Genomic DNA, 23934 nt, shown 5'->3' with positions numbered 1-23934 from the left:
GGGGCATCGGCGCGCCGCTCCACGGAAGCGGGCGGCCGCTCGCGTGACGCACACGCGGGCGGCCGCCCGAAGTGACACAGGGGGCGTGTCGCCCTACGGCAGGCCCTGGGGCCTGTCCGGCGGTCAGCTGCCGATGCGCACGCTCTCCCACAGCGAGGTCAGGGACTTCTCGCTGTACTGGTAGGTGTCGGATACGTCGTTCAGCAACGCCGAGTTCTCGGCGAGGATGCGCTTCATCTCCTGGACCGCGTGGTCCCAGGCCGCCTGCTTCTGGCCGTACACCGCCTTGTCCTCACCTTCCCAGGTGCGCTGGAGCTCCTGGAGCTCCGCCTCCAGGTTGGTGAGGATGCTGTCGATCGCCTTGGTCTGGTGGACCATGTCGTCGGCGGCGTTCTGCATGTGGGAGTAGTCGACGTAGATCTGGCCGTCGGTGAAATCAAGCGGGGGGGTCATAATCGTCCTCGTCTCGCGGCGGTTGCTTCGGGGAAGGGGTCCTGCCGAGCCCGGGTGCCGTTCACAACGCCCGGTGCGGGGGCGGTCGTCAGCTGCCGGCCGTGGAGCCGGCCAGGGCGTTGAAGATCTCCTCGGCGCGGCTGTGCGCCTGCTGGATGGACTCGTTCGCGGTGGACTGCTGGATGCCCTGCGCGCGCATCGTCTCCTCCAGCGTTCCGATCATGTCGCGGAGGTTCTTGGAGATGATCTCCGCCTGCGAGTCCCACCGGTCGAGCAGGTTCTGGAACGCGCCACCGTCACTGCCCGCGTAACCGGATGACAGGTTGTGCTTCATGTTCTCCACGTCCTGACGGCAGTTCTGGACGCCGTTGAAGGCCATGTCCAGAGCCGTGACACCGTTCTGTGTCGCTGACGCCAGTGACTGCTGTCCGCCTGTACCTGCCATATGCCTGTGCCTCCTGGAGTGTCGCGCCGCCGATCGTGGGATCCGGGCGGCGCGATGCGTGTACGGACGCGGCCGGAGGACCGGCGTCCGGACGGGATGGACAAAGGGAGCCTAAGGAAAGGTGAGTTGACAGCTCAATGGCTTGAGTCACCTTTCTGCTCCAACTCGGTGTTCCGCCCGATTCGTGCGAGAGATTCGGCCTCGCCGTCAGCGGTGTCCCTATACATAGGCGTAGTTGTGGTTTCACTTACCAGGACGCCCTTCGCGCACGTCCCGTTTCACCACCGCGGGGACTTTCTCTCCCTTCACACAGAGTTCATCTCCCCCGCCTCCACGATGTGCCACTCGCGCGTCACGGTGCGGTGCTCCGTGCGACGTTCCCGTTTCCGGGTGCTCACTTCCGCTCGCAGCGGGGTGTCGTGTTCGCGCTCCGGCCCATGGCGGCGTCCTCCTTCGTCAGGTCCGGGCCCGTCGGCAGCATCGCCAGCAGCGGTGCGGGCAGTCCGCGCGCCTGGGCCTGCGAGTAGCCGAGCGCCGTGAGCGCGTCCGCCGTCCCCACCCGGTACTTCATCCCGGTGTCCGTCACCAGGTAGACCGTGGTGCCGAGCGGGCTCCCGCCCGCCCCGAGCGCGCGCACCAGGGATCCGGCACCGGGCCGCACGGTGACCGTGCCGACCGGCATGCACGCCGGGGTGAGCCCCTCGGGCGGTGCCTGCGAGGCCGGGCCCAGGGTGCCCGTAGCGGTCATGGCCACACTGATCCGGGGGCCGCGCTCACCGGGCTCGACCCGTACGCAGACGGTGCGGTCCTCGCCGAGGGCCACCGCTTCCGGCGGCGCCGCGGGCAGGTCCGGGTCCTGTGCGCGCTCGCCCGCGCCCGGGGCCAGCCGGCCGCTCAGCACGTCCGCGCCCAGCGCGGTCACCTTCGCCGCGCCGCCCCCGTACACCTTCTGCCGGGTCTCCGGGTCGCCGAGCACGAGCGCGGCGCCGGTCGCGGTGAGGGGGCTCAGGCCCTCCTTGCGGAGCAGGTAGTAGCGGTCGGCGGAGCCGGGCACGGTGACCCGGAACACCTCGCCGACGCGGGTCTTCCGGCCACCCAGCGAGGGCCCGTCCTGCCCCTTGCCGGGCACGTCGGGCGCGCTCAGGTCGGGCCCGGAGGGCAGGGCGTTGAGGAAGGGCGCAGAGACGGGGATCATCGGAGTGGTGCCGTAGCCGAGGGCCTCGCGGGCGCGGCTCTCCCGGTCGAGCCGGAGCTTGCTGCCCCGCCACACCAGATAGCCGGCCTTGTCCGGGCCCGTCACCAGCATCGCCCGGTCGGTGGGCAGCCCCGCGGCATCGGCCGCCACGCCCACCGCGACGGTGGTGGCCGTCGAGGCGGTCGCACCGCCCGAGCAGACCTGCCACGGACCGGTGTCCAGGTCCGTGCTCGCGGGCAGCGCGTCCGGCGCCCCGCTGATTCCGATCGGCGCCCCGTGCGGCGTACCGCTCAGGGAGCCGCTGCCGACGGACTTCGCCTTCATGTCGGCGCCCCCGAGCAGCCGCGCGGAGGCGTAGTTGCGCACCGGGCGCAGCCGGCCGTCCAGGTAGAGGTAGCGGGAGCCGGTGTCCTTGTTCACGACGAGGGTCCCGGGCGTGCGCCAGGAGTCCGAGCTGCCGGGCTTGAGCAGACCGAGGATGAACGACCCCGCCGACAGCAGGACGGCGATCACGATGCCGATCACCACGCCCCGGTTCGTCCGGCCCTGCGGGCTCTCCGGGGCGTCCGGATCCGCGCGCAGCATGCCGGAGGTCAGCCGGCCCATGACGAACATGTGCGCCTGGACCTGGTCGCGTTTGGACTGCATCGCAGCGTGTCTCCCTTCCGGTCAGCCGTTGATGGACCGCAGGGCGCTGTACACGCCGAGCACCCAGAGCGCGAGCGGCAGCATGCTGATCGCGAGCGCCGAGTGCAGCAGCTCCCCGGCACGGCCCCAGTACGGCACGAGCCGGCGCCCGGGTACCGTCCAGGCGGCGATCGCGACCGCCGCCGTGACGGCGAGCAGCCCCGCGGCCGTCACCAGCCGGTTGGCGGGCGAGGCGGCCGGGGCGGCGACCAGCACCAGCAGGATCAGCCCGGTCACGCCCGGGACCACCAGCGACATGCGCTGCCAGATGTTGCCCAGTCCCCGCGCGTGCAGGATGAGCAGCAGCGACAGGGCCACCGTCATGATGATCTCGGCGAGTCCGTCCTCCCGGCCCAGTACGACGACGCAGCCGAGGCCGACGACGCCCACCGCCCCGTACAGCGAGGTCATCCAGCCGTCGGCGAGGACGGCGCGGGCCGAGACCACGGACGTGGCGTGCGGCTCGATGCCCTCCTGGAGCTGCTGGGCGTTGGTCGGCAGCGGTGGCATCCGCATCCCGGACATCCGGAACGCCAGTGAGGGCACGAAGGCGCCGAGGATGACCGCCAGGACGGCGACGATGCCGGCGGCGTGCACGGGTGCCAGGTCCGTCACGATGAGCAGCACGGCGACGAGGGACGCGAACACCGAGACGACCGCTACGCCCAGGAAGAGCGCGGCGAACGCGGCCACGACGGCGAGGGCGAGGACCGCCCCGCCCGCCGCCGCGGCGCCCGCGGCGAGCAGCCGCGCGCCCAGCGTCTCGTACGCGTGCGGCCCGCTGAGTTGGCCGCCCGGCAGCAGCCAGCCGGCCAGCGCCAGGTAGGGCGCCACCATGAAGCCCAGTGCGGCACCGGCGCCGGCGTCCCCGACCGCCCGGCTCGCCGCGCCGGCGCCCGCGAGTAGCAGCAGGCCCGCCGCGACGGCGAACACGGCCCGGGGCAGCGCGGAGCCGCCGGGCCAGGCGATCACCACCATGCCGCCGACGAGCACCGCGACCGCGATGCCGAGCAGGACCCAGCGGCTGACCTTGGGGGCCCAGCCGTAGGGGTGGTCCCGCATCGTGGTGGAGATGCCGTCGACCAGGTCGTCCAGATGCACTTCGGGCAGGGCGTCGGTACGCGGCCTGAGGTAGAGGGTGTCGCCGTCGCGCAGACCGTAGGAGTCGAGGGTGCGTTCCTCGTCCAGGGGTTCGCCGCCGAGCCGCTGGAGTACCCAGCCGCCGTGGTCGATGCCGGCCTCTTCGAGGTTGTCGCCGGCGTATCCGAGCACCGCCGGCAGGAGGTCCGACACGGGTACGTCGGCGGGGACGGCGAGATCGATGCTCCTGGCCGGGGCTCGTACCGTCAGACGGCACAGCTCGGCGGCCTGAGTGTCAGTCATCGGGATGGCTCACGCTTCTCCGGTTACTGCTGAGAACGGACAGGGGAACGCGGACTGGCCGACCGCCGTTGTTCCTTGGTGCCGGACGCGTCCCAAACTCCCGGGAAAGGGCCGGTTATTGGCGGTCGCCGCAATGATCGTAGTATCAGCCGCCTGTTGTGGGCGATGTGGCCCGTGGCACCGAATGTGAGGTGAGCGTCGGCGCACCGGATGTCCGACGCTGAATTCGGCGAGGCGACATGGCACGGGAGGCCGCGTGACAATTTCGCCGCGTGGCACGGAAATCCGCGTGGTCCGGACGGTGCCGCGCCCCTCGGTACGACGTGGCGCGGGCCTGCCGGCCGGTGGCCGTGCGACCCGGCGGGGCCGTGGTCCGGCCCGGACGGGTCGCGGCGAGACTGTGACAGAGCGCCGCGCCGATACGACGGCTCCACCCCTGCCCCGTGAGGAGACGGTTCCTTGAGTGTGGTCCTGTTCCGCCGACCTGCCCGACGCCGGGGCCCGGAGATGCCCGGCGGGGAGCTGAATCTCCAGGAACCGCCGGTCCTCCCCGAGACGGTGCCCGACACCTCCGCGGTGTGGACGTACCTCCCCATGGCGATGATGTCGGTCTCCATGATGTTCATGTTCATGCGGCCCGGTATGACGCGGGGCAGCGGCGGGTTCATCTACATCGCCCTGGGCACGATGGTGCTCGGCGCCGCCGCGATGTTCATCGGCCAGTTCATGCGCAAGGCCGGCGAACGCAAACAGAAGCTGAAGGGCGAGCGCCGGGACTACCTGCGCTACCTCACCCAGATCCGGCGCAAGGTGCGCGGCGCCGTCGTGGACCAGCAGCGGGCCCTGGCCTGGCGCCACCCCGAGCCGGCCGCCCTGTGGTCGATGGTCGGCACCACCCGGCTGTGGGAACGACGCCCGCGCGACGAGGACTTCGGCGAGGTCCGGGTCGCGGTCGGCGAGCAGAAGCTCGGCCTGAAGCTGAACCCCAACTCCACCAACCCCGTCGAGGACCTGGAGCCGCTCAGCGCGCACGCCCTGCGCAGCTTCATCCGCGCCTACTCGACGGTCCCCGAGCAGCCCATCGCGATCTACCTGCGGGCCTGGGCCCGGGTGCTGTTCCGGGGCGACGAGGAGCGGACCCGGTCCGTGGCCCGGTCCCTGGTCGCCCAGCTGGCCACCTTCCACTCGCCGGACGACGTGTGGATCGTGCTGTGCGTCTCCGACGAGCGGCGCCCGGACTGGGAGTGGACGAAGTGGCTCCCGCACAGCCTCCACCCGCACGACACGGACGGAGCGGGCCCGACCCGGATGACGGTATCCGCCCTGGGCGAGCTGGAGGACCTGCTCGGCCCGGAGTTCATGGAGCGGCCCCCGTTCGACCCGGACGCCGTACCCGGGCGCGAGGAGCCGTTCACCGTGATCGTGGTGGACGGCGGCACCGTCCCGGCCGGTCACCGCGCGGACGGTGCCGGCTTCCGCAACACCGTCGTACTGGACCTGGGCGGCGCGCTCACCTGGCGCCCCGGCCGCAGCACGCTCCGCTTCACCGTCGCCGAGGACGACCTGGGCCTGGTGCGCACCGACCGCGAGCGCAAGGAGCAGACCACCACGCTCGGCAGCCCCGACAGCCTCGGACTGGCGGGCGCCGCCTCGCTCGCACGGCGCCTCGCCCCGTACCGCATGGGCCTGGGCACCGCCTCCGACTCGTCCGAACCGCTGTCCGCCAACGTCGAGCTGACCACCCTGCTCAACATCCCCGACCTGCACCGCCACGAACCGGAGACGCTGTGGCAGCAGCACACCGGCACCTCCCGGCTGAAGGTGCCGATCGCGGTCGGCGCGGACGGCGAGCCGGTGGAGCTGGATATCAAGGAGTCCGCCCAGGGCGGCACCGGACCGCACGGCATGCTGATCGGCGCCACCGGCTCCGGCAAGAGCGAACTGCTGCGCACCCTGGTCCTCTCGCTCGCCCTGACGAACTCCTCGGAAACGCTCAACTTCGTCCTCGTGGACTTCAAGGGCGGTGCGACCTTCCTGGGGCTGGACGAACTCCCGCACACCTCTGCCGTCATCACCAACCTGGCCGGTGAGGCCGCGCTCGTCTCCCGGATGCAGGACGCCCTGCACGGTGAGCTGATGCGCCGCCAGGAACTGCTGCGGTCGGCGGGCAACTACACCTCGGCGCTCGACTACGAGAAGGCCCGCGCCTCGGGCGTGCCGCTCGAACCGCTGCCCAGCCTGTTCGTCGTCGTCGACGAGTTCAGCGAGCTGCTCGCCGCACACCGCGAGTTCATGGAACTGTTCGTGATGATCGGCCGCCTGGGCCGGTCCCTCGGAGTGCACCTGCTGCTCGCCTCGCAGCGCCTGGACGAGGGCCGGATGCACCAGCTGGAGAGCCATCTCTCGTACCGGATCGGGCTGCGCACGTTCTCCGCCATGGAGAGCCGCGGCGTCCTCGGGGTGCCGGACGCCTACCAGCTCCCGCCGCAGCCCGGCAGCGGCTATCTGAAGTCGGGCGTGGAGGCGCTGACCCGCTTCCGGGCCGCGTACGTCTCGGGCTCCTACCAGCAGCGCCTGGGCAGCGCCAACCAGGCGCGGGTGGCCAGCCAGACCGTCCCGTGGACCAGCGGCTACGTCGTGCCGCGCCAGTTGCCGGACGCCCCGGAGCCGGAGCCCGCCCCCGACCAGGAGGAGACCACCGACACCCTGCTGTCCGTCGCCGTCGAACGGCTGCTGACCGCCGGACCGCCCGCCCACCAGGTGTGGCTGCCGCCACTGGATCTGCCCGCCACCCTGGACCAGGTGCTGCCGCCGCTCACCCCGGACCCCGAACTCGGTCTGACCTGCGCCGGATCACCGAACCGGGGCCGGCTCACCATCCCCATCGGCATCATCGACCGCCCCTTCGACCAGCTCCGGGATCTGCTGACCCTCGACCTCTCGGGCGCGGGCGGTCACATCGCCGTCGCGGGCGGCCCGCAGAGCGGCAAGAGCACCATGGTGCGCACGATCATGGCCTCGCTGGCGCTCACCCACACCCCCCGCGAGGTGCAGTTCTACTGCCTCGACTTCGGCGGTGGCACGCTCGCCGGGCTGGCCGGACTGCCGCATGTCAGCGGGGTCGCGGCGCGCCTGGACACCGAGCGGGTCGGCCGTACGATCGCCGAGGTCACCACGCTCCTCGCGGAGCGTGAGCGGTTCTTCCTGGACAACGGCATCGACTCGATGGCGAACTTCCGGCGCCGCCGGGACGCCGGGGAGTTCCCCGAGCAGCGGCACGGCGACGTGTTCCTCGTGATCGACGGCTGGTCGACCGTGCGCCAGGACTTCGACCGCTACATCCAGACGTTCGGCGCGATCGCCGCCCGGGGTCTCAACTACGGCATCCACCTGATCGTCACCACCGCCCGCTGGGTGGAGCTGACCTCGTCCATCCGGGACCAGGCCGCCACGCACCTGGAGCTGCGGATGGGTGACCCCATGGACTCCGAGATCGACATGCGGCGCGCCGCGACCGTGCCGAGGCTGCCGGGCCGGGGCCTGACCCGGGAGGCCAAGCTGCACTACCTCACCGCGCTGCCGAGAATCGACGGCGCGGAGTCGGCGGACGACCTGTCCGACGGCGTGGCGGCCCTGGTGGCGGCGGTCCGGGAGAGCTGGCAGGGCCCGCCGGCCCCGCCGGTGCGGATGCTGCCGACCAAGCTCAAGCTGGCCGACCTCCCGGCGCCCAAGGGCGACTTCAAGATGCCCATCGGCCTGGAGGAGGAGCGGCTGTCCACGGTGTGGCACGACTTCTCCGAGACCCCGCACATGATCGTGGTCGGCGACACCGAGAGCGGCAAGACCAACATGCTGCGGCTGACGGCCAAGGCCATCATGGACCGGTACAGCCCGGCCGAGGCCCGGATCATGGTCGTGGACTACCGCCGCGAGCTGGTGGAGGCGATCCCGGACGAGTACCGCCTGGGCCACGCGGTGTCGATGGACGCCCTGAAGGATCTGATCGCGGGGGCCGCCCGCGCGGTCGCGGCCCGGGTGCCGGGGCCGGAGATCAAGCCGGCCCGGATGCGCACCTGCGACTGGTGGGACGGGCCACGGCTGTTCATCCTCGTGGACGACTACGACATGCTGGGCACCAGCGCGATGAACGCCCCCTTCGACCCGCTGCTGAACCACCTCGCCCTCGGGTACGAGGTCGGCCTGCACCTGGTCGTCGCCCGCTCCGCCGCCGGGGCGGGCCGGGGCCTGAGCGAACAGATGCTGCGCCGCATGCAGGAGGTCAACACCCCGACACTGCTGCTGTCGTGCCCCCCGTCGGAGGGTTTCATCATGGGCAGCGTCAAGGGCCGCAACCTGCCCCCCGGCCGGGGTACGCGGGTGACGCGGCGCAAGCAGATCCAGGTGCAGACGGCGTTGCTGGAGGACGACACCGCGTCATAGCGGGCCCGCGAGCGCGGGGCCGGCCACCCGGCCGGCCCCGTCAGCTGCCCGCCGGGCGCCAGTTGCGGGCCCGACCGCGCGGGATGACCACCGCGCCGGCCGCCACCAGGAGCACCAGACCGCCGCCCACCCCCGCGACGACCAGGGCCCGGGTGCGGGGCTGGGCGGGCGGCGGGGGCGGGACGACCGCCCGCTGCTGCTTGGGCGCCGTGCCCCTGGCATCGGTCAGTACGGACGTCAGCGCGGCGTACGGGTCGAGCCGGGGCGGCAACGCCGGATAGGCCGCCTCGGTCAGCCGTCGCGAGACCTGGGCGGCCGTCAGCTCCGGGTAGCGGGCGCGTACCTGTGCCGCCGCGCCCGCGACGTGCGCGGCGGCGAACGAGGCGCCCGAGCCGATGAAATGGCCCGAGCCCTTCGGCCCGATGCTCACCACCACGTCGCCGGGCGCCGCCAGGTCCACCCCGCTCACCACCGGCGCGTTGGTGGGCCGTCCCCCGTCCGGGCCGAAGTCCGTCACCGACAGCGCGCCGGGCGCCGCCGCCGGCCAGTACCAGGGCGCCGGCTCCGTGTTCCTCGGCAGCGCGTCCGGCGCCGCCGGGGCCACTACCAGCGCGTCCTTGCCACTGGCGTACGCGACGGCGTCCGTCAGCTGCGCCTTGCCGCCGTCCAGGGCCACGGCCACGTAGATCACGGACACGCCCTCGTCCGCCGCCCGGCGTATCGCCTCTGCGACCTGGGCGGCCGTGGTGGCGCCGCGCTCGTCCGTGCCCCGCACGGCCAGGATCCGGGCCTTCGGCGCGAGCCCCGCCGGGCCGCCGGCCCCGTGGGGCTTCGCGGCGATCAGACCGGCCGCGAAGGTGCCGTGCCCGACGCAGTCCTCACCGGCCGCCCCGAGCGCGCTCACCCGCCCCGCCAGCGCCGGCGCCGCCTCTGCGACGCCCGTGTCCACCACCGCGACCGTCGTCCCCGCGCCCTGGGAGAGCGGCCGGGCGCGGGACGCGCCCAGGACCCCCATCGTCCAGGGCTCGGCCTCGGCCTTCTTGGCGGAGGCGACCGCGCAGGTGTCGTCGTCCGCCAGGACGGACCGCACGACGGGCAGCCCCACCGAGTCGGCCGAGGCAGGCACGGCCGGCACGACACCGACGACGCCGAGCGCGGCCGGGATCACGGTCATCAGCAAGGTGGCGGCCACGGCCGATGCGCGGGGGTGGCGGCGGCGAACTCGGGCAGGGGGCATGGCGCGCATGATAGGCGCCTGACAGCACGTCACGCGGAGCGGGACATGACGAACGGCCGTCCACCGGGTGCGCGGGCCGGGTCCGGTACCGGCGCGTCCGGTCCGAACGGGCCCGTCCCTCCTGGAACATCGCGCCACGATTCCCGTAGCCTTCACCGCGTGCGCACAGCCGTACGTACCCCGGACGCGAACCAGTCCCCGGCCGGTCCCCTGGGTGGGAGAGGCACGCGGCGGCGGCACCCACAGCGAGGAGGACCGAGCGTGTCACGGCAGTTGCTCAGGGTCGGGTCGGAACAGCCGGACGGCTTCCGGACGATCGGTGATGCCCTGGACAAGGCGCGCACGGGTGCGGTGATCCGGGTCCACCCCGGCCGCTACCCGGAGAACCTCGTCGTCAGGACGCGGGTCACCATCGTCGCCGACGGCGATCCGGGCAGCGTCGAGATCTGCCCGCGCCGGGGCACCGCCGTGGTCCTCGTCGCCGACGCCGTCATGCTCACCGACCTGACCCTGCGCGGCGGGAGCGAAGACCTGCCGGTGGTCGACGTGCCGCGCGGCCAGGTCGCGATGGACGGCTGCACCGTCATCGGCTCCGGCTGGACGGCCGTCCTGGCCCGTGAGGAGGGCTCGCTCGCGATGCGCGACTGCCGGGTCAGCAACCCGAAGGGTGCCGGGGTGGTGGACTCCGCGCCCACCGGCAGCGTCATCGCCGGCTGCCTCATCGAGAACCTCGGTACCTCCGGTGTCGTCATCGGCGCCGAGGCGCGGACGACCGTACGCGACTGCCGGATCCGGGACGCCCGCGCCAACGGCGTGCTGACCTCGGACGAGGCGCAGGGCGTGGTGGAGGACTGCGACATCTCCGGCACGGACAAGCCGTCCATCGCGCTGGAGGGCAGCAGCGGCACCAGGGTCACGCGCACCTCGGTGCACGACACCTCCGTCGGCGTCTACATCACCAGCTCCGCCCGCCCGGTCCTGGAGCACGTCGCGGTGTCCAGCACCTCGGGCCCCGGCATCATGCTGGCCGCGAGCGCCGACCCCGAGTTCCTGAACTGCCGCACCTCCCGCACCAGCGGCAGCGGTCTCGCCGTCACCGAACGCTCCCGGGGCACCTTCCAGGACTGCGAGTTCGACTCCGCGGCCGCCCCCGCGATCCGGGTGATCAATTCCAGCGCGCCCACCCTGACCGGCTGCGCGGTACGTGACTGCGCCGATACGAGCGGCGCCGTGCTGCTGGAGGAGGACTCCACCGCGGAGTTCGAGGACCTGCTGGTCGCCGACGCGGCCGGGGCCGGCATCCGGATACTCACCGGCGCCAACCCGCTGCTGCGCCGCGCCCGGGTCACCTCGCCGGGCGGCAACGGCGTCGAGGTCACCGAGGACGGGCGCGGCCGCCTTGAGCACTGCGAGATCGACCGGGCGGGCGGCTCCGCGGTACGGATCGCCTCCGGCGGCAACCCCGAGATCCGCGACACCGTCATGCGGGCCGCGACCGACACCACCGTGTCCGTCGGCCCGGAGGGCCTGGGCGCCCTGCGGGACTGCCGGATCGAGTCCGCCGCGGCCGGCGGCGTCACGGTGGACTCCGGCGGCGAACTCACCGTGGTGCGCGCCCACATCACCGACTGCGGCGCCCACGGCGTCATGCTCTCCAACGGCTCGCGCGCCACGCTCACCTCCTCCCAGATCATCGGCAGCGTCGGCGACGGCATCCGGATCGACAGCGCGGAGGCCATCACCGTCACCGGCTGCACCGTCCGCGACAACCGGGGCGCCGGCCTCAGGCAGACGAGGGTGAACGAGCGGCTCACGGTGGAGGACCTCAACAGCGCGGGCAACGTGGCCCCGGACGCCTGGGGCGACACCCTCCCGCCGGACGCCGCGAGCGGCGGGGCCGGTGAGTCGGCGAAGGAGCCCAAGGGCCCGCTGGAGGAGCTGGAGTCACTGGTCGGCCTCGCCGAGGTCAAGAGCCAGGTGCGCACGCTCATGAACCTCACCCAGCTCAACGAGCGGCGCGCCCAACTAGGCATGCCGGTACCGCAGCTGAGCCGCCATCTGGTCTTCTCCGGCCCGCCCGGCACCGGCAAGACGACGGTGGCCCGGCTGTACGGCGGGATCCTGGCGGATCTGGGCGTCCTGCGCTCCGGACACCTGGTGGAGGTCTCCCGGGCCGATCTCGTCGCGCAGGTCATCGGCGGTACGGCCATCAAGACGACCGAGGCGTTCAACGAGGCCATCGGCGGGGTCCTGTTCATCGACGAGGCGTACACGCTCCTCTCCGACAGCAAGGGCTCAGGGGCCGACTTCGGCCGGGAGGCCGTCGACACGCTGCTGAAACTGATGGAGGACCACCGCGACGAGGTGGCCGTCATCGCCGCCGGCTACACGGGCGAGATGGCCGACTTCCTCTCCTCCAACCCGGGACTGGCCTCCCGCTTCACCCGCACCATCGAATTCGCCAACTACGAGGTCGGCGAGCTGGTGACGATCACCGAGAACCTGTGCGCGGCCCACCGCTACTCCCTCGACCCGCAGACCCTGGACACCCTCGCCTCGCACTACGAGCGGATGCCGCGCGACGCGTCCTTCGGCAACGGCCGCGCCGCGCGCCGTGTGTTCGAGGAGATGGTGGACCGGCAGGCGCTGCGGCTGAGCTCCATGAAGAATCCGGCGGAGAGCGACCTGACCCTTCTGCTCCCCGACGACGTGGGGCAGGACGCCGGGGCCCCGGCGGACACCGGGCCGGGCTCGGAGGAACTGCTGGCCCAGCTCCACGCGATGATCGGTCTGACGGCGGTCAAGAACGAGGTGACCGCCCTGGTCAACCTGCTCAGTGCGACCAGGCAGCGCAGGGCCGCCGGACTGCCCACGCCGAAGATCAGCCAGCACCTCATCTTCTCCGGCCCGCCCGGCACCGGTAAGACCACGATCGCCCGCCTCTACGCCGACCTGCTGCGCTCCCTGGGCGTCCTGCCCAAGGGCCAGCTCGTCGAGGTGGCCCGCGCCGATCTGGTGGGCCGCTACGTCGGACACACGGCCCAGCTCACCAAGGAGGCGTTCGAGAGCGCGCTGGGCGGTGTGCTGTTCATCGACGAGGCGTACACGCTCACCCCGGAGGGCGCGACCTCCGACTTCGGCCGGGAGGCCGTCGACACACTGCTGAAACTGATGGAGGACCACCGCGACGAGGTCGTCGTCATCGCCGCCGGCTACACGCGCGAGATGCGCCGCTTCCTCGACTCGAACACGGGTCTGGCCTCGCGCTTCTCGCGCACGGTGGAGTTCGAGAACTACTCCACGGACGAGCTGCTGGAGATCCTTTCGAAGCAGGCCACCGGCTACGGCTACGACTGCGCCCCGGAGGCGCTCACCGCGCTGCGCGGCTACCTGGACGGCATCCCCCGCGACCAGGCCTTCGGCAACGCCCGCGCGGCCCGGCAGATCCTGGAGACGATGATGACCCGGCAGGCCGGCCGGATCGGTGGGATGCCCGCACCGGACCTGGACGACCTGCGTCTGCTGCTCCCGGAGGACCTGCCGCCGGAGACCGCCGGCACGCTGCGCTGAGCGGCGGGTGGAAGAGGAGTCGGGTCGGGGGGAGCGGCATCGGGGGGACAAGCCGCTCCCCCCGATGAGAACAGGGCCTTACGGTCCTCGCCGCGATCGGGGGGTATGTCGCGGCGAGAACCCCACAGAGGGGTCCTGTTCCTCGCCCTGCGGATCTTCTGCCACATCCGCCGGGCTCACCCTCCATGCTGCCTCGCGCCGGGGACCGCACGGACGGACGAAGGGCCCGGTTCGCCGGGTCCTTGGTCCCTAAAGTCCGGATGAGTGATCGGAAACACCAGGTGGATACGGCCATTCGTGCGGATAGACTCGCCCGACCGCGCAGGGGATCGAAGGGGAGTCAGGGGCCGATGGTGCAAGCGAAGAAGATCGCTCTCTACTTGATAGTCGTCTTCGTGCTCTACACGATCATCACGTCCCCGGCCCGAGCCGCGGATCTCGTCCAAGTAGGCTTCGAGGGCGTTTCGAGTGCCGCGCAGAGCGTCGGTGACTTCATGTCCGAGCTCGTGAACTAGGAGTATCCCCATGATCCGCCATCTGGTCCTGTTCAAGCTGAACGATGGCGTCGAGCGCGACGAACCGCGGGTCGTCGCCGGGGCCAGGGCCTTCCAGGAGCTGGCGGACAAGGTTCCCGGGCTGGAGTTCTGGGAGTGCGCCTGGAACATCACGGACCGGCCGATCGCGTACGACTTCGCCATCAACTCCGCCGTCGCCGACGAGGCCGCGCTGAAGAGCTACATCGAGCATCCGGCCCACCAGGCGGCCGCCGGTCAGTGGCGTGAATTCGCCACCTGGGTGATCGCCGACTACCCGTTCTGACCCCTTCGGCCCTGCGAGCCCCTCACCACAGCGGTGAGGGGCTTTTCTTTGTGTTTAAACCGATTCGACGTCAACACGGTCAACACGGCGCAATAGGGTGCTTGCACATAGTGGACATGTCTTGTGATGCTATGACCGCTTTTGACGGATGAGTTGACCGAAGTTGACCGCAAAGGGGTGGCGTCATCGTGCCGGCCAGTACAGCGCCTCAAGTGCCTCCCCAGACCGCCCAGCCGCCGCAGCAGACACCGCACCAGGCCGTGCAGCAGGCACCGCAGCAAGCGCCACAGCAAGGGCCGCAGCAAGGGCCGCAGCAAGCCGTGCAGACGATCGAGACCGAGACGCCCGACGACACCGCCGGCCCCGCCAGGACCCGCGGCGCGGACACCAGGGCGCTCACCCAGGTCCTCTTCGGGCAGCTCAAGGGGCTGGAGCCGGGCACCGCGGAACACGGCCGGGTCCGGGCGGCACTGATCGAGGCGAACCTCCCCCTCGTGCGGTACGCCGCGGCGCGGTTCCGCAGCCGCAACGAGCCGATGGAGGACGTCGTCCAGGTCGGCACGATCGGCCTGATCAACGCCATCGACCGGTTCGACCCCGAACGGGGTGTCCAGTTCCCGACCTTCGCGATGCCGACCGTGGTCGGTGAGATCAAACGGTACTTCCGGGACAACGTGCGGACCGTCCACGTACCCCGCCGGCTGCACGAGCTCTGGGTCCAGGTCACCGGCGCCACCGAGGACCTGACGACCGCTCACGGCCGCTCGCCCACCACCGCGGAGATCGCCGCCCGGCTGAAGATCTCCGAGGACGAGGTGCTGGCCTGCATCGAGGCGGGGCGCTCGTACCACGCGACCTCACTGGAAGCGGCCCAGGAGGGCGACGGGCTGCCCGGACTGCTGGACCGGCTCGGCTACGAGGACCCGGCCCTGGCCGGTGTCGAGCACCGCGATCTGGTCCGGCACCTGCTCGTACAGCTGCCCGAGCGCGAGCAGCGGATCCTGCTGCTGCGCTACTACAGCAATCTGACGCAGTCACAGATCAGCGCGGAGCTGGGCGTCTCGCAGATGCACGTGTCAAGGCTTCTCGCCAGAAGTTTCGCCCGACTGCGATCCGCAAACAGGATCGAGGCGTAACCGGAACGGGTAGAACGCCCCTTGAGGATTTCCGCCGGATGACATGCCGCATACCGCTTGTTAACTGCACAGACTCACCCAAGACTTGTCGACAAGTCACTACAGCGCGTTGCCGACATGTGACATTCTGCGGGAACCGCGTTTGCCGCCGCCTCGCTTCCGGTATTCAGGTGGAGGCTGCGTTCCTCCGATGGTCGCGGCCACCGCGACCGTCCGCGACCTCAAGGGGGTGGCATGTCCGCAGAACAGGGCAGCTCGAAGGTGCTCACGCTCACCAAGAGCGCACCCGCACCCGTTGTGCTCACCAGCTCGTCGGAAGCCATCGACACCCGCACGCTGTCCCGCTCACTGTTCGTGCGGCTCGCCGCACTCGGCCCCGCACCGGGGCCGGATGGAACGGACAGCCCGGAGCGGGCCTATGTGCGGGACACACTCATCGAGCTCAACCTGCCGCTGGTGCGTTACGCCGCGGCACGGTTCCGCAGCCGCAACGAACCCATGGAGGACATCGTCCAGGTCGGCACGATCGGCCTGATCAAGGCGATCGACCGGTTCGACTGCGAACGCGGCGTGGAGTTCCCGACGTTCGCGATGCCCACCGTCGTGGGCGAGATCAAGCGCTTCTTCCGGGACACCTCCTGGTCCGTGCGGGTGCCCCGCCGGCTCCAGGAGCTGCGCCTCGCCCTCACCAAGACCAGCGACGAGCTCGCCCAGAAGCTCGACCGCTCGCCGACCGTGCCGGAGCTGGCCAAGGCGCTCGGAGTCTCCGAGGAGGATGTCGTCGACGGCCTGGCCGTCGGCAACGCCTACACCGCCTCCTCGCTGGACTCGCCCTCACCGGAGGACGACGGCGGCGAGGGCTCGCTGGCCGACCGGCTGGGATACGAGGACTCGGCGCTCGAAGGCGTCGAGTACCGCGAGTCCCTCAAGCCGCTGCTGGCCAAACTCCCGCCCCGGGAGCGGCAGATCATCATGCTGCGGTTCTTCGCCAACATGACCCAGTCGCAGATCGGCGAAGAGGTCGGCATCTCGCAGATGCACGTCTCGCGCCTGCTGACCCGTACGCTCGCCCAGCTCAGGGAGGGGCTCATCGCGGACTGATCCGCGTGCAGCCGCGCACGGGTTCCGATTTGACGGACCGTCAGCCACACTGGCGCCATGCGACGTCAGACATTCGGCCCGCACGGCCGCCGGGGCACCATGATCGCCGCCTCGGCGGCCGTGCTGTGCCTGGGCGGAACCCTGGCAGGCTGCGGTACGGGCGGCGGTGACGGCTACACGGCGGTCGGCGCGGCACGGGCGGACCCCGGCAGGACCCCCTCGGGGGCGGTGGCGCCCTCGGGGAAGGTCACGCTGGTCCCCCTGGACGGGAACGAGGGCGGGGACGGGGACAGCGACAGGCGCGGGGGCGGCGACGGCGACGGAGCCGGGAGAGCCGGGGGCGCCTCGAACCCGGACTCGGCCTCGGCCTCGCCTGGCTCCTCGGCTGCGGCGCGCGGTACGGGGGGCGTCGGTGGCGCGGGCGGCGGGCGGCCCGGTACGCCCGGCCACACGGCGGACGGCAGCAGCGGCGGAGGCGCCCACCCTGCGGGCCGCGCCCCCTCAAGCGGCACCAACGGCTCCGGAGGCAGTGATTCCGGCGGCTCAGGCGGTTCGGGAGGCTCAGGCGCTACGGGAGGCTCAGGAGGCTCCACCGCCCCCGCGACCCCGTCCGCGCCCGGCTCCACCGCCCCCGCAGGGCCGGCCGTGCTGAAGGTGGGCGCGCCCGGCCGGGCGGCGGCGGACAAGCGCTGGTGCGAGAAGGTCACCGTGGAGTTCCGCAACACCGGTGGATCACCGGTGCGTTCGGGAACCGTCACCTTCGCCACGCACATCATCGGCGGGCTGGGCATCGACTGGGCGACCCGGGAATCGACAGCGCCGCTGCCCGCGCCGATCGACGCGGGAGCGGCGCGGAAGAAGACGTACACCGTCTGTGTGGACGACTGGCGAGTGCCCCTGGGCATGCACGTCGAGACCCGGGACGTCACCGCCGTCTGGAAGTGACGGAGCGGAAGTGACGGACTGAAATCGTCGGACAGGGACAGGGGCGGGGACGGGGACGGGTTGGCCCGGTCCGGTCAGCCGAGCGCGAGCCAGGCGACCGCACCGAGGACGACGATCACCGCGACGACCGCGGCGATCAGTCCGGTCCTCGGGCCGGAGGACACGGCCGCGGGCTGCTGCCGGCGCTGCGGCTCGCCCTCGTCGACGAAGGCGCGGAACATCTGCGTGTTGCCTGCCGGGTCGCTTGTGCCCTCGGGACCCTGCGGGGCGTGGGGGTTGTGTGCCATGTCGCAGGACCCTAGCGAACTCGGCGCAGGCGCCCAACCCCCGGGGCACTGAAGGCGGGAGGGCGCAGCGGGGCAAACGGTGCGAGAGCGTCGGTGGAGGACCGGGCGGGGGACGGGGACCGCATGGGTGTGCGGTGCGGAATCCGCCGGGCCGCGAGGCCCCGGCCAGGGCCCCGCACCGGTCCCGGCTCCCAGGCCGACGCACAACACCGTTGCTCTCCTGGCCACTTGGGGATCACTGCCGCTGCCGTCAGCCCGTCCTCCCGTATATACGCGCGAGGGGCGATCACACACCGAGCGCGGACAGGGCGGCATGGACGCGGGCTGGAGACGTCCGGCGGAAAGCCGGGCTCCGGACCTCCTCGTGGATGCCTCAAGTGTGGCAGGAGACACATCGACCACTTACACACCGCAGACGCTGGGGCTTTGACTTCACCCCTACCGAGCCTTTTGCGTTCCTTTACTTATGCAAGCCCCATTTCGTTTGCCTGCAGCAACCAACGGCTTCTATGGTTGCCCTAAGCAACAAGATGACCGGTGTGATGATGTCTGGGGGTCCCGTGGCCGCGCGGAGTCAGTACGAAGAACTGGCCCGGCAGCTGAGCGCCATCGGCGCCGTGAAACGAGGGCTCGCGCGCATCCTGCCGGCCGAATGCCCTGCGGGCTCCGCGGCCGTACTGGCTCTGCTGAGCCGGCACGGCGAGATGCGGATCAGCAGTCTGGCCGAACTGCTCGACGTCGATATGTCGGTTACCAGCCGGCATGTCGCCCACGTAGCGGAGCGCGGCTGGATCGAACGGTCCCCGGACCCGGCGGACAAGCGTTCCCGGATCCTGCGGCTGACCCCCGCGGGCGAGGACGTGCTCTCGGACCTGAACTGCCGGACCACCGAAATGTTCGCCCACCATCTCCAGGATTGGTCCGACGAAGAGGTCGGACAGCTCAACACGTTGTTGGCCCGGCTGCGCGACAGTTTCTCCTGCCGCGGAGCCGGTGGGTGCTCCCCCGGACGGCACAGCGGCGAATGCCGCACCCGGCCGGCCGACAGCGACGACGGCTCGTACACCCGTACACCCGTGTAACAGAAGCAAAGACAAGGATTTAAATGGCTACGACCACACCAACCGGTGTGCGGGGCGGCCACGCCAAGCACGGAGGGAACGATTCCTCCGACGGCACGCCGATGACACACCGGCAGATCATGGAAGCACTCACCGGGCTGCTGCTCGGCATGTTCGTCGCGATTCTGTCGTCCACCGTCGTCTCCAACGCCCTGCCGGAGATCATCTCCGACCTCGGCGGCAGCCAGAGCTCGTACACGTGGGTCGTCACGGCCTCGCTGCTGGCCATGACGGCGACCACCCCCCTGTGGGGCAAGCTCTCCGACCTGTTCAGCAAGAAGCTGCTGGTCCAGATAGCACTGATCATCTACGTCCTCGGCTCGGTCGTCGCCGGTCTGTCGACCAGCAGCGGCATGCTGATCGCCTGCCGTGTGGTCCAGGGCATCGGCGTCGGCGGTCTCTCCGCCCTCGCCCAGATCGTGATGGCCGCGATGATCGCCCCGCGTGAGCGCGGTCGCTACAGCGGCTACCTCGGCGCGGTCTTCGCCGTCGCCACCGTCGGCGGTCCGCTGCTCGGCGGTGTCATCACCGACACCAGCTGGATGGGCTGGCGCTGGTGCTTCTACGTCGGCGTGCCGTTCGCGATCATCGCCCTCATCGTGCTCCAGAAGACCCTGAAGCTCCCCGTCGTCAAGCGCGAGGTCAAGGTCGACTGGACCGGTGCCTTCTTCATCAGCGCCGCGGTCTCGCTGCTGCTCCTCTGGGTGACCTTCGCGGGCGACAAGTACGACTGGATGTCCTGGCAGACCGGCGTGATGCTGGCCGGTTCCCTGGTCCTCGCGCTGCTCTTCGTCTTCACCGAGTCCCGGGCCAGTGAGCCGATCATCCCGCTGCGGCTGTTCCGCAACCGCACCATCACGCTCGCCTCGCTGGCGTCGCTGTTCGTCGGTATCGGGATGTTCGCGGGCACCGTCTTCTTCAGCCAGTACTTCCAGCTGGCGCGCGGCAAGTCGCCGACGATGTCCGGTGTGATGACGATCCCGATGATCGCGGGTCTGTTCCTCTCCTCGACCCTCTCGGGCCAGATCATCACCAAGACGGGCCGCTGGAAGGCCTGGCTGGTCAGCGGCGGCTTCCTGCTCACCGCGGGACTCGGCATGCTCGGCACCATCCGGTACGACACCACGTACTGGCACATCGCGATCTTCATGTTCGTGATGGGTCTCGGCATCGGCATGATGATGCAGAACCTGGTGCTCGCCACCCAGAACCAGGTCGACCCCAAGGACCTCGGTTCGGCCAGCTCCGTCGTCACGTTCTTCCGTTCCCTCGGTGGTGCCATCGGTGTCTCGGCACTGGGCGCCGTCCTGGCGAACCGCGTCACCCACTACGTCAAGGACGGCCTCACCGACCTCGGTCCCCAGGGCGCGTCCATGGGCACCGGCGGCGGGGGCATCCCCGACCTGGACAAGCTCCCCGCGCCGTTCCGTACGGTCGTCGAGTCCGCCTACGGGCACGGCGTCGGTGACGTCTTCCTGTACGCGGCCCCGGCCGCACTGCTCGCCTTCCTGATCACGATCTTCATCAAGGAGGTCGCGCTCCGGACGAAGGCGGCGAACGACGCCCCGGCCGAGGCCGAGACGGCACCGGCCGAGACGGTCCCGGCACAGGCAGCGGCCCCGGTCGACGCGGCGGTCCTCGCCGGTGTCCCGTCCGGTTCCGCCGCACTGGTCTCCGAGGTCTCGGAGGGAGCGGCCGGGGTCACCTCGGTCGACACCCTCCAGGCCGCTCCGGCGGCGACCGTGCAGGGCACCGCGGTACGCGGTGTGGTGCGCGGCGCGGAGGGCGCGCCCGTCGGGCACGCCGCCGTCACGCTGATCTCGCTGGGCGGCCGGCAGCTGGGCATCTCGGCCGCGCAGGCCGACGGCTCCTACGGTCTGGACGCCCCGGGCGCCGGCTCGTACGTACTGATCGCGTCCGCCGACGGCTTCCAGCCGCAGGCGTCCACCGTGGTCGTCGGCGACGAGCCGCTCGCGTACGACATCCTGCTCGCCGGTACGAGCGGGCTGGCCGGAACCGTGCGGGCCGCCGAGGGCGGTACGCCGGTCGAGGGCGCCATGATCATCGTGACCGATGTCCGCGGCGACGTGCTGGCCACCGGCAAGTCCGGCGAGGCGGGCGAGTTCACCTTCGGTGAGCTGGTCCCCGGTTCGGTGACCGTCGCGGTGAACGCGGCCGGGTTCCGCCCGATGGCGCTGCCCGTGGAGGTCGGCGGCCAGGGTGTCACCCGGGTCGACGCCGCGCTGCGGGCCGGTGCGCTGGTCCAGGGCATCGTGCGGGCCGGTTCGGCCCTGCGGCCGCTGCCGGACGCCCGCGTCACGCTGATCGACGCGGCGGGCAACGTGGTCGCCAATTCGACGACCGGGGAGGACGGGGCGTACGCCTTCACCGACCTGGACGCGGGCGAGTACTCGGTCATCGCGACCGGCTACCCCCCGGTGGCGGGCGCCCTGACCGTGGCCGGTCACGGGGTCGACGGCCACGACATCGAGCTCGCCCACCCGGGCGAGTAGTCAAGACCCCTGGCGGGACAGCGCTTCGAGCGGAGAGGCTGTCCGGGCAGTGGAAATGGGCCCCGGAGGCAGGGGACGGCAGGCAGGGGACGGCCTGCCGTCCCCGCCCCGGGGCCCGACTCATTGAGTGACCCGTTCGGTCAAAGCGGATGGGCCACTGAGCAACGGGCAAGGAGAGAAAACGGGATGGGACTTCGCGCACAGGTACGGACGCGGGACGGCTGGGCCGTCCAGCACGCCGTCGTGACGGTCACCGACATGACCGGTACGCAGGTGCTGCGGGCCGCCGCCGACGAGGACGGGGCCGTGCGGGCGGAGGAACCGCTGTCCGCGGGCGCGTACACGGTCATCGTGACGGCGGTCGGGTACGCTCCCGCCGCCTCGACCGCCCTCGTCACCGCGAGCGGCCGGGTCGAGGCCGGGACAGTGGTGCTGGCCCGCCAGGGCGGGGTGGAACTGCCGCCGCCGGGCGTCTGGTCGCTGGACCCGGCGCACTCCTCCGTGGGCGCGGTCGCCCAGCACCTGGGCATCTCCAGCGTGCACGGCCGGTTCACCGAGTTCGGCGGCCGGATCGAGATCGCGGAGGACGTACAGCGGTCCCGGGTGGACGCGGTCATCAGCGCGACCAGCATCGACACCGGCAACGGCATGCGGGACAAGCACCTGCGGTCGCCGGACTTCCTCGACACGGACCGGTTCCCGGAGATCACCTACCGCTCCAGCGGGCTGACCCCGGCGGGACCCGACCGGTGGACCGTGCACGGCGAGCTGTCGCTGCACGGGGTCGCGCGCCCCATCGACCTCGACCTGAGCTACCTCGGCACCGGCCCCGACCCGTGGGGCGGCGTGCGCGCGGCGTTCCGGGCGACGGCCGAACTGCGCCGCGACGACTTCGCGATGAACTACAACCAGGTGGTCCAGGCCGGGATCTCCGCGATCGGCACGACGCTGCGGGTGGAGCTCGACATCCAGGCCGTGCAGGGCGATTCCGTTCCGGCCGCCTGACTCCTCACGGCCGTAGGGTCTGTTCCATGGCATCCAACATCGCGACCAACACCGCCGTGGAACTCGACGAACTGCTGGCCTTCGTACGGCCCCGGCACCGGGCGATCCTGCTGACCACCCGGTCCGACGGCCGTCCCCAGGGCTCCCCGCTCACCTGCGGCGTCGACGACGCGGGCCGGATCGTCGTCTCGACGTATCCCGAACGCGCCAAGACCCGCAACGCCAAGCGGGACGAGCGGGTGAGCGTGATCGTGCTGTCCGACGAGTGGAACGGGCCCTGGGTACAGGTCGACGGCTCGGCCGAGGTGATCGACTCACCGGATTCGGTCGAGCCGCTCGTCGAGTACTTCCGCAACATCTCCGGCGAGCACCCCGACTGGGACGAGTACCGGGCGGCGATGGTCGAGCAGGGCAAGTCCATCATCCGGATCACCCCCGAGCGGTGGAGCCCGGTCGCCACGGGCGGCTTCCCCGCGCGTCTCGCCCCGGAGGCCTGATCCCGTGACCGTCGTCCCCCCGCCCCGGCCCGACGAGCTGGCCCGTGCCCGGCTGGTGGCCGGGCCCGAGGTGGCAGACGCCGCGGCGGACGCCCTGGCGCGGGCCGCCGGGCGTCCCGTGGAGCGTGTCGCGGCCAACGGCGGCGGCCCCCGCGTATACGTGGGGGCCACGCTGCCCGAGGCCCTGCGCGGGGACGGGCTGCTCTGGTTCCACAGCGTGAACGCCGGCACCGACGCCCTGCTGGACGCCGGGCCGTGGCCGCCGGGGGTGCTGCTCACCCGGACGGTGGGCCGGATGGGCGAGCGGATCGCGCAGTACGTGCTGGCCTGGGTGCTGGCCGAATGCCAGTCCGTTCCGGAGTTCGCCGCGCAGCACGAGCGGGCCGAGTGGCGCCGTATCCCCTCCGAACTCATCTCCGGGCAGACCGCGTTGATCCACGGCACCGGCCGGATCGGCTCGGCCGTCGCCGGGCTGCTCCGGGCCTGTGGCATCCGGACGGTGGGCGTGGCCCGCACCCCGCGCGAGCTGCCGCCCGGCTTCGACGCACTGGCCGGACCGGACGAGCCGGTGGACGCCCGCTGGGTGATCGCCGCGCTTCCGCTGACCGGGGCGACGCGGGGCTACTTCGGGGCGGACCGGTTCGCGGCGATGGGCGGCGCCTCGTTCATCAACGTGGGCAGGGGCGCGACGGTGGACCTGGCGGCGCTGGAGGCCGCGCTGCACGCGGGGACGGTGGGGCGGGCGGTGCTCGACGTACTGGCGGACGAGCCCGCCGCACCGGACGCCCCCTGCTGGCGGCTGCCCCGTACGGTCGTCACCTCGCACTCGGCGGGCATCACGGCGGACGAGGACGTGGTCACGGACTTCACGTCCTGCCTGCGCGACCTCGCGGCGGGCCGCGTCCCGGCCCTCGCCGTGGACCCGGCACGCGGCTACTGATCCGGGCCGGGTACGGGGAACGGCCCACGTTCGGCGGGGCGGGGGGGGGGGGGGGGGGGCGGGCGGGGCGCCCCCCCCCCCCCCCCGGGGGGGCCCCCGGGGAGCGGGGGGAGGGGGAACGGGGGGGGCCGGGGGCCCAACACATGACCCCCCCCCAGGG

18 protein-coding genes are annotated in these 23934 nt (G+C 71.7%); 12 read left to right on the top strand and 6 right to left on the bottom strand.

All coding sequences use genetic code 11. The annotated features are described in order from the left end of the window. Positions 1–123: 123 nt before the first annotated feature. The 4 genes from ACFVQ0_RS16950 to eccD all read right to left on the bottom strand — a co-directional run bounded on the left by ACFVQ0_RS16950 (position 124) and on the right by eccD (position 4163). On the bottom strand, positions 124–453 hold the full coding sequence (locus ACFVQ0_RS16950; protein WP_390088670.1) for a WXG100 family type VII secretion target: 330 nt from the start codon (positions 451–453) through the stop codon (positions 124–126). Positions 454–541: 88 nt separating this feature from the next. Then, positions 542–898, bottom strand: a complete 357-nt coding sequence (locus ACFVQ0_RS16945) for a hypothetical protein (protein ID WP_390088668.1) — start codon at positions 896–898, stop codon at positions 542–544. Between the two features lie 394 nt (positions 899–1292). Further along, positions 1293–2741 (bottom strand): type VII secretion protein EccB, encoded by a 1449-nt coding sequence (eccB, locus tag ACFVQ0_RS16940; RefSeq protein ID WP_390088666.1) that lies wholly within the window; start codon positions 2739–2741, stop codon positions 1293–1295. 21 nt (positions 2742–2762) lie between these two features. Then, entirely contained in the window at positions 2763–4163 is a 1401-nt protein-coding gene (gene eccD / locus ACFVQ0_RS16935; protein WP_390088664.1) for a type VII secretion integral membrane protein EccD, read from the bottom strand. 465 nt (positions 4164–4628) lie between these two features. On the opposite strand from eccD, the gene eccCa reads away from it, so the two are divergent. Continuing rightward, positions 4629–8603, top strand: a complete 3975-nt coding sequence (gene eccCa, locus ACFVQ0_RS16930; RefSeq protein WP_390088887.1) for a type VII secretion protein EccCa — start codon at positions 4629–4631, stop codon at positions 8601–8603. A 40-nt stretch (positions 8604–8643) separates the two neighbouring features. Here eccCa and ACFVQ0_RS16925 read toward each other — a convergent pair whose 3' ends face one another. Next, on the bottom strand, positions 8644–9849 hold the full coding sequence (locus ACFVQ0_RS16925; RefSeq protein WP_390088662.1) for a S8 family serine peptidase: 1206 nt from the start codon (positions 9847–9849) through the stop codon (positions 8644–8646). 252 nt (positions 9850–10101) lie between these two features. On the opposite strand from ACFVQ0_RS16925, the gene ACFVQ0_RS16920 reads away from it, so the two are divergent. From ACFVQ0_RS16920 to ACFVQ0_RS16895, 6 genes are all read left to right on the top strand, one after another. Further along, positions 10102–13410: a right-handed parallel beta-helix repeat-containing protein gene (locus tag ACFVQ0_RS16920; protein ID WP_390088661.1), complete on the top strand. Its 3309-nt coding sequence runs from the start codon at positions 10102–10104 to the stop codon at positions 13408–13410. Positions 13411–13760: 350 nt separating this feature from the next. Next, entirely contained in the window at positions 13761–13925 is a 165-nt protein-coding gene (locus ACFVQ0_RS16915) for a hypothetical protein (protein ID WP_199884435.1), read from the top strand. Positions 13926–13935: 10 nt separating this feature from the next. Further along, on the top strand, positions 13936–14229 hold the full coding sequence (locus ACFVQ0_RS16910; RefSeq protein ID WP_311304325.1) for a Dabb family protein: 294 nt from the start codon (positions 13936–13938) through the stop codon (positions 14227–14229). 320 nt (positions 14230–14549) lie between these two features. Further along, complete coding sequence (locus ACFVQ0_RS16905) at positions 14550–15365, top strand: RNA polymerase sigma factor SigF (RefSeq protein WP_390088886.1); 816 nt, start codon at positions 14550–14552, stop codon at positions 15363–15365. Positions 15366–15599: 234 nt separating this feature from the next. Beyond that, positions 15600–16466: an RNA polymerase sigma factor SigF gene (locus tag ACFVQ0_RS16900; RefSeq protein WP_024489092.1), complete on the top strand. Its 867-nt coding sequence runs from the start codon at positions 15600–15602 to the stop codon at positions 16464–16466. A gap of 57 nt (positions 16467–16523) precedes the next feature. Further along, the gene (locus tag ACFVQ0_RS16895; protein WP_390088659.1) at positions 16524–17411 is read left to right on the top strand and encodes a hypothetical protein; all 888 of its coding nucleotides are present in this window, start codon (positions 16524–16526) and stop codon (positions 17409–17411) included. A gap of 74 nt (positions 17412–17485) precedes the next feature. On the opposite strand, the gene ACFVQ0_RS16890 is transcribed toward ACFVQ0_RS16895, so the two are convergent. Continuing rightward, on the bottom strand, positions 17486–17698 hold the full coding sequence (locus ACFVQ0_RS16890) for a hypothetical protein (RefSeq protein ID WP_073736404.1): 213 nt from the start codon (positions 17696–17698) through the stop codon (positions 17486–17488). Positions 17699–18258: 560 nt separating this feature from the next. Here ACFVQ0_RS16890 and ACFVQ0_RS16885 point away from each other — a divergent pair. The 5 genes from ACFVQ0_RS16885 (at position 18259) to ACFVQ0_RS16865 (ending at position 23774) form a co-directional block, all read left to right on the top strand. Then, a complete protein-coding gene (locus ACFVQ0_RS16885; RefSeq protein ID WP_390088658.1) occupies positions 18259–18780 on the top strand; it encodes a MarR family winged helix-turn-helix transcriptional regulator in 522 nt (173 codons plus the stop codon). Positions 18781–18803: 23 nt separating this feature from the next. Beyond that, positions 18804–21332 carry an MFS transporter gene (locus ACFVQ0_RS16880; RefSeq protein WP_390088657.1) on the top strand — a complete coding sequence of 843 codons (2529 nt, stop codon included), beginning with the start codon at positions 18804–18806 and terminating at the stop codon, positions 21330–21332. 186 nt (positions 21333–21518) lie between these two features. Next, entirely contained in the window at positions 21519–22337 is an 819-nt protein-coding gene (locus tag ACFVQ0_RS16875; protein WP_390088655.1) for a YceI family protein, read from the top strand. A 26-nt stretch (positions 22338–22363) separates the two neighbouring features. Then, positions 22364–22834 carry a PPOX class F420-dependent oxidoreductase gene (locus tag ACFVQ0_RS16870; RefSeq protein ID WP_390088653.1) on the top strand — a complete coding sequence of 157 codons (471 nt, stop codon included), beginning with the start codon at positions 22364–22366 and terminating at the stop codon, positions 22832–22834. A 4-nt stretch (positions 22835–22838) separates the two neighbouring features. Continuing rightward, positions 22839–23774 carry an NAD(P)-dependent oxidoreductase gene (locus ACFVQ0_RS16865; RefSeq protein WP_390088652.1) on the top strand — a complete coding sequence of 312 codons (936 nt, stop codon included), beginning with the start codon at positions 22839–22841 and terminating at the stop codon, positions 23772–23774. Positions 23775–23934 lie beyond the last annotated feature (160 nt).

It is taken from the genome of Streptomyces sp. NPDC057900, from assembly GCF_042887885.1.
In the GTDB taxonomy this organism is placed as follows: Bacteria; Actinomycetota; Actinomycetes; order Streptomycetales; family Streptomycetaceae; genus Streptomyces.
Note: the sequence above shows the minus strand (reverse complement) of the source record. Positions and strands in the feature narration are given on the sequence as shown.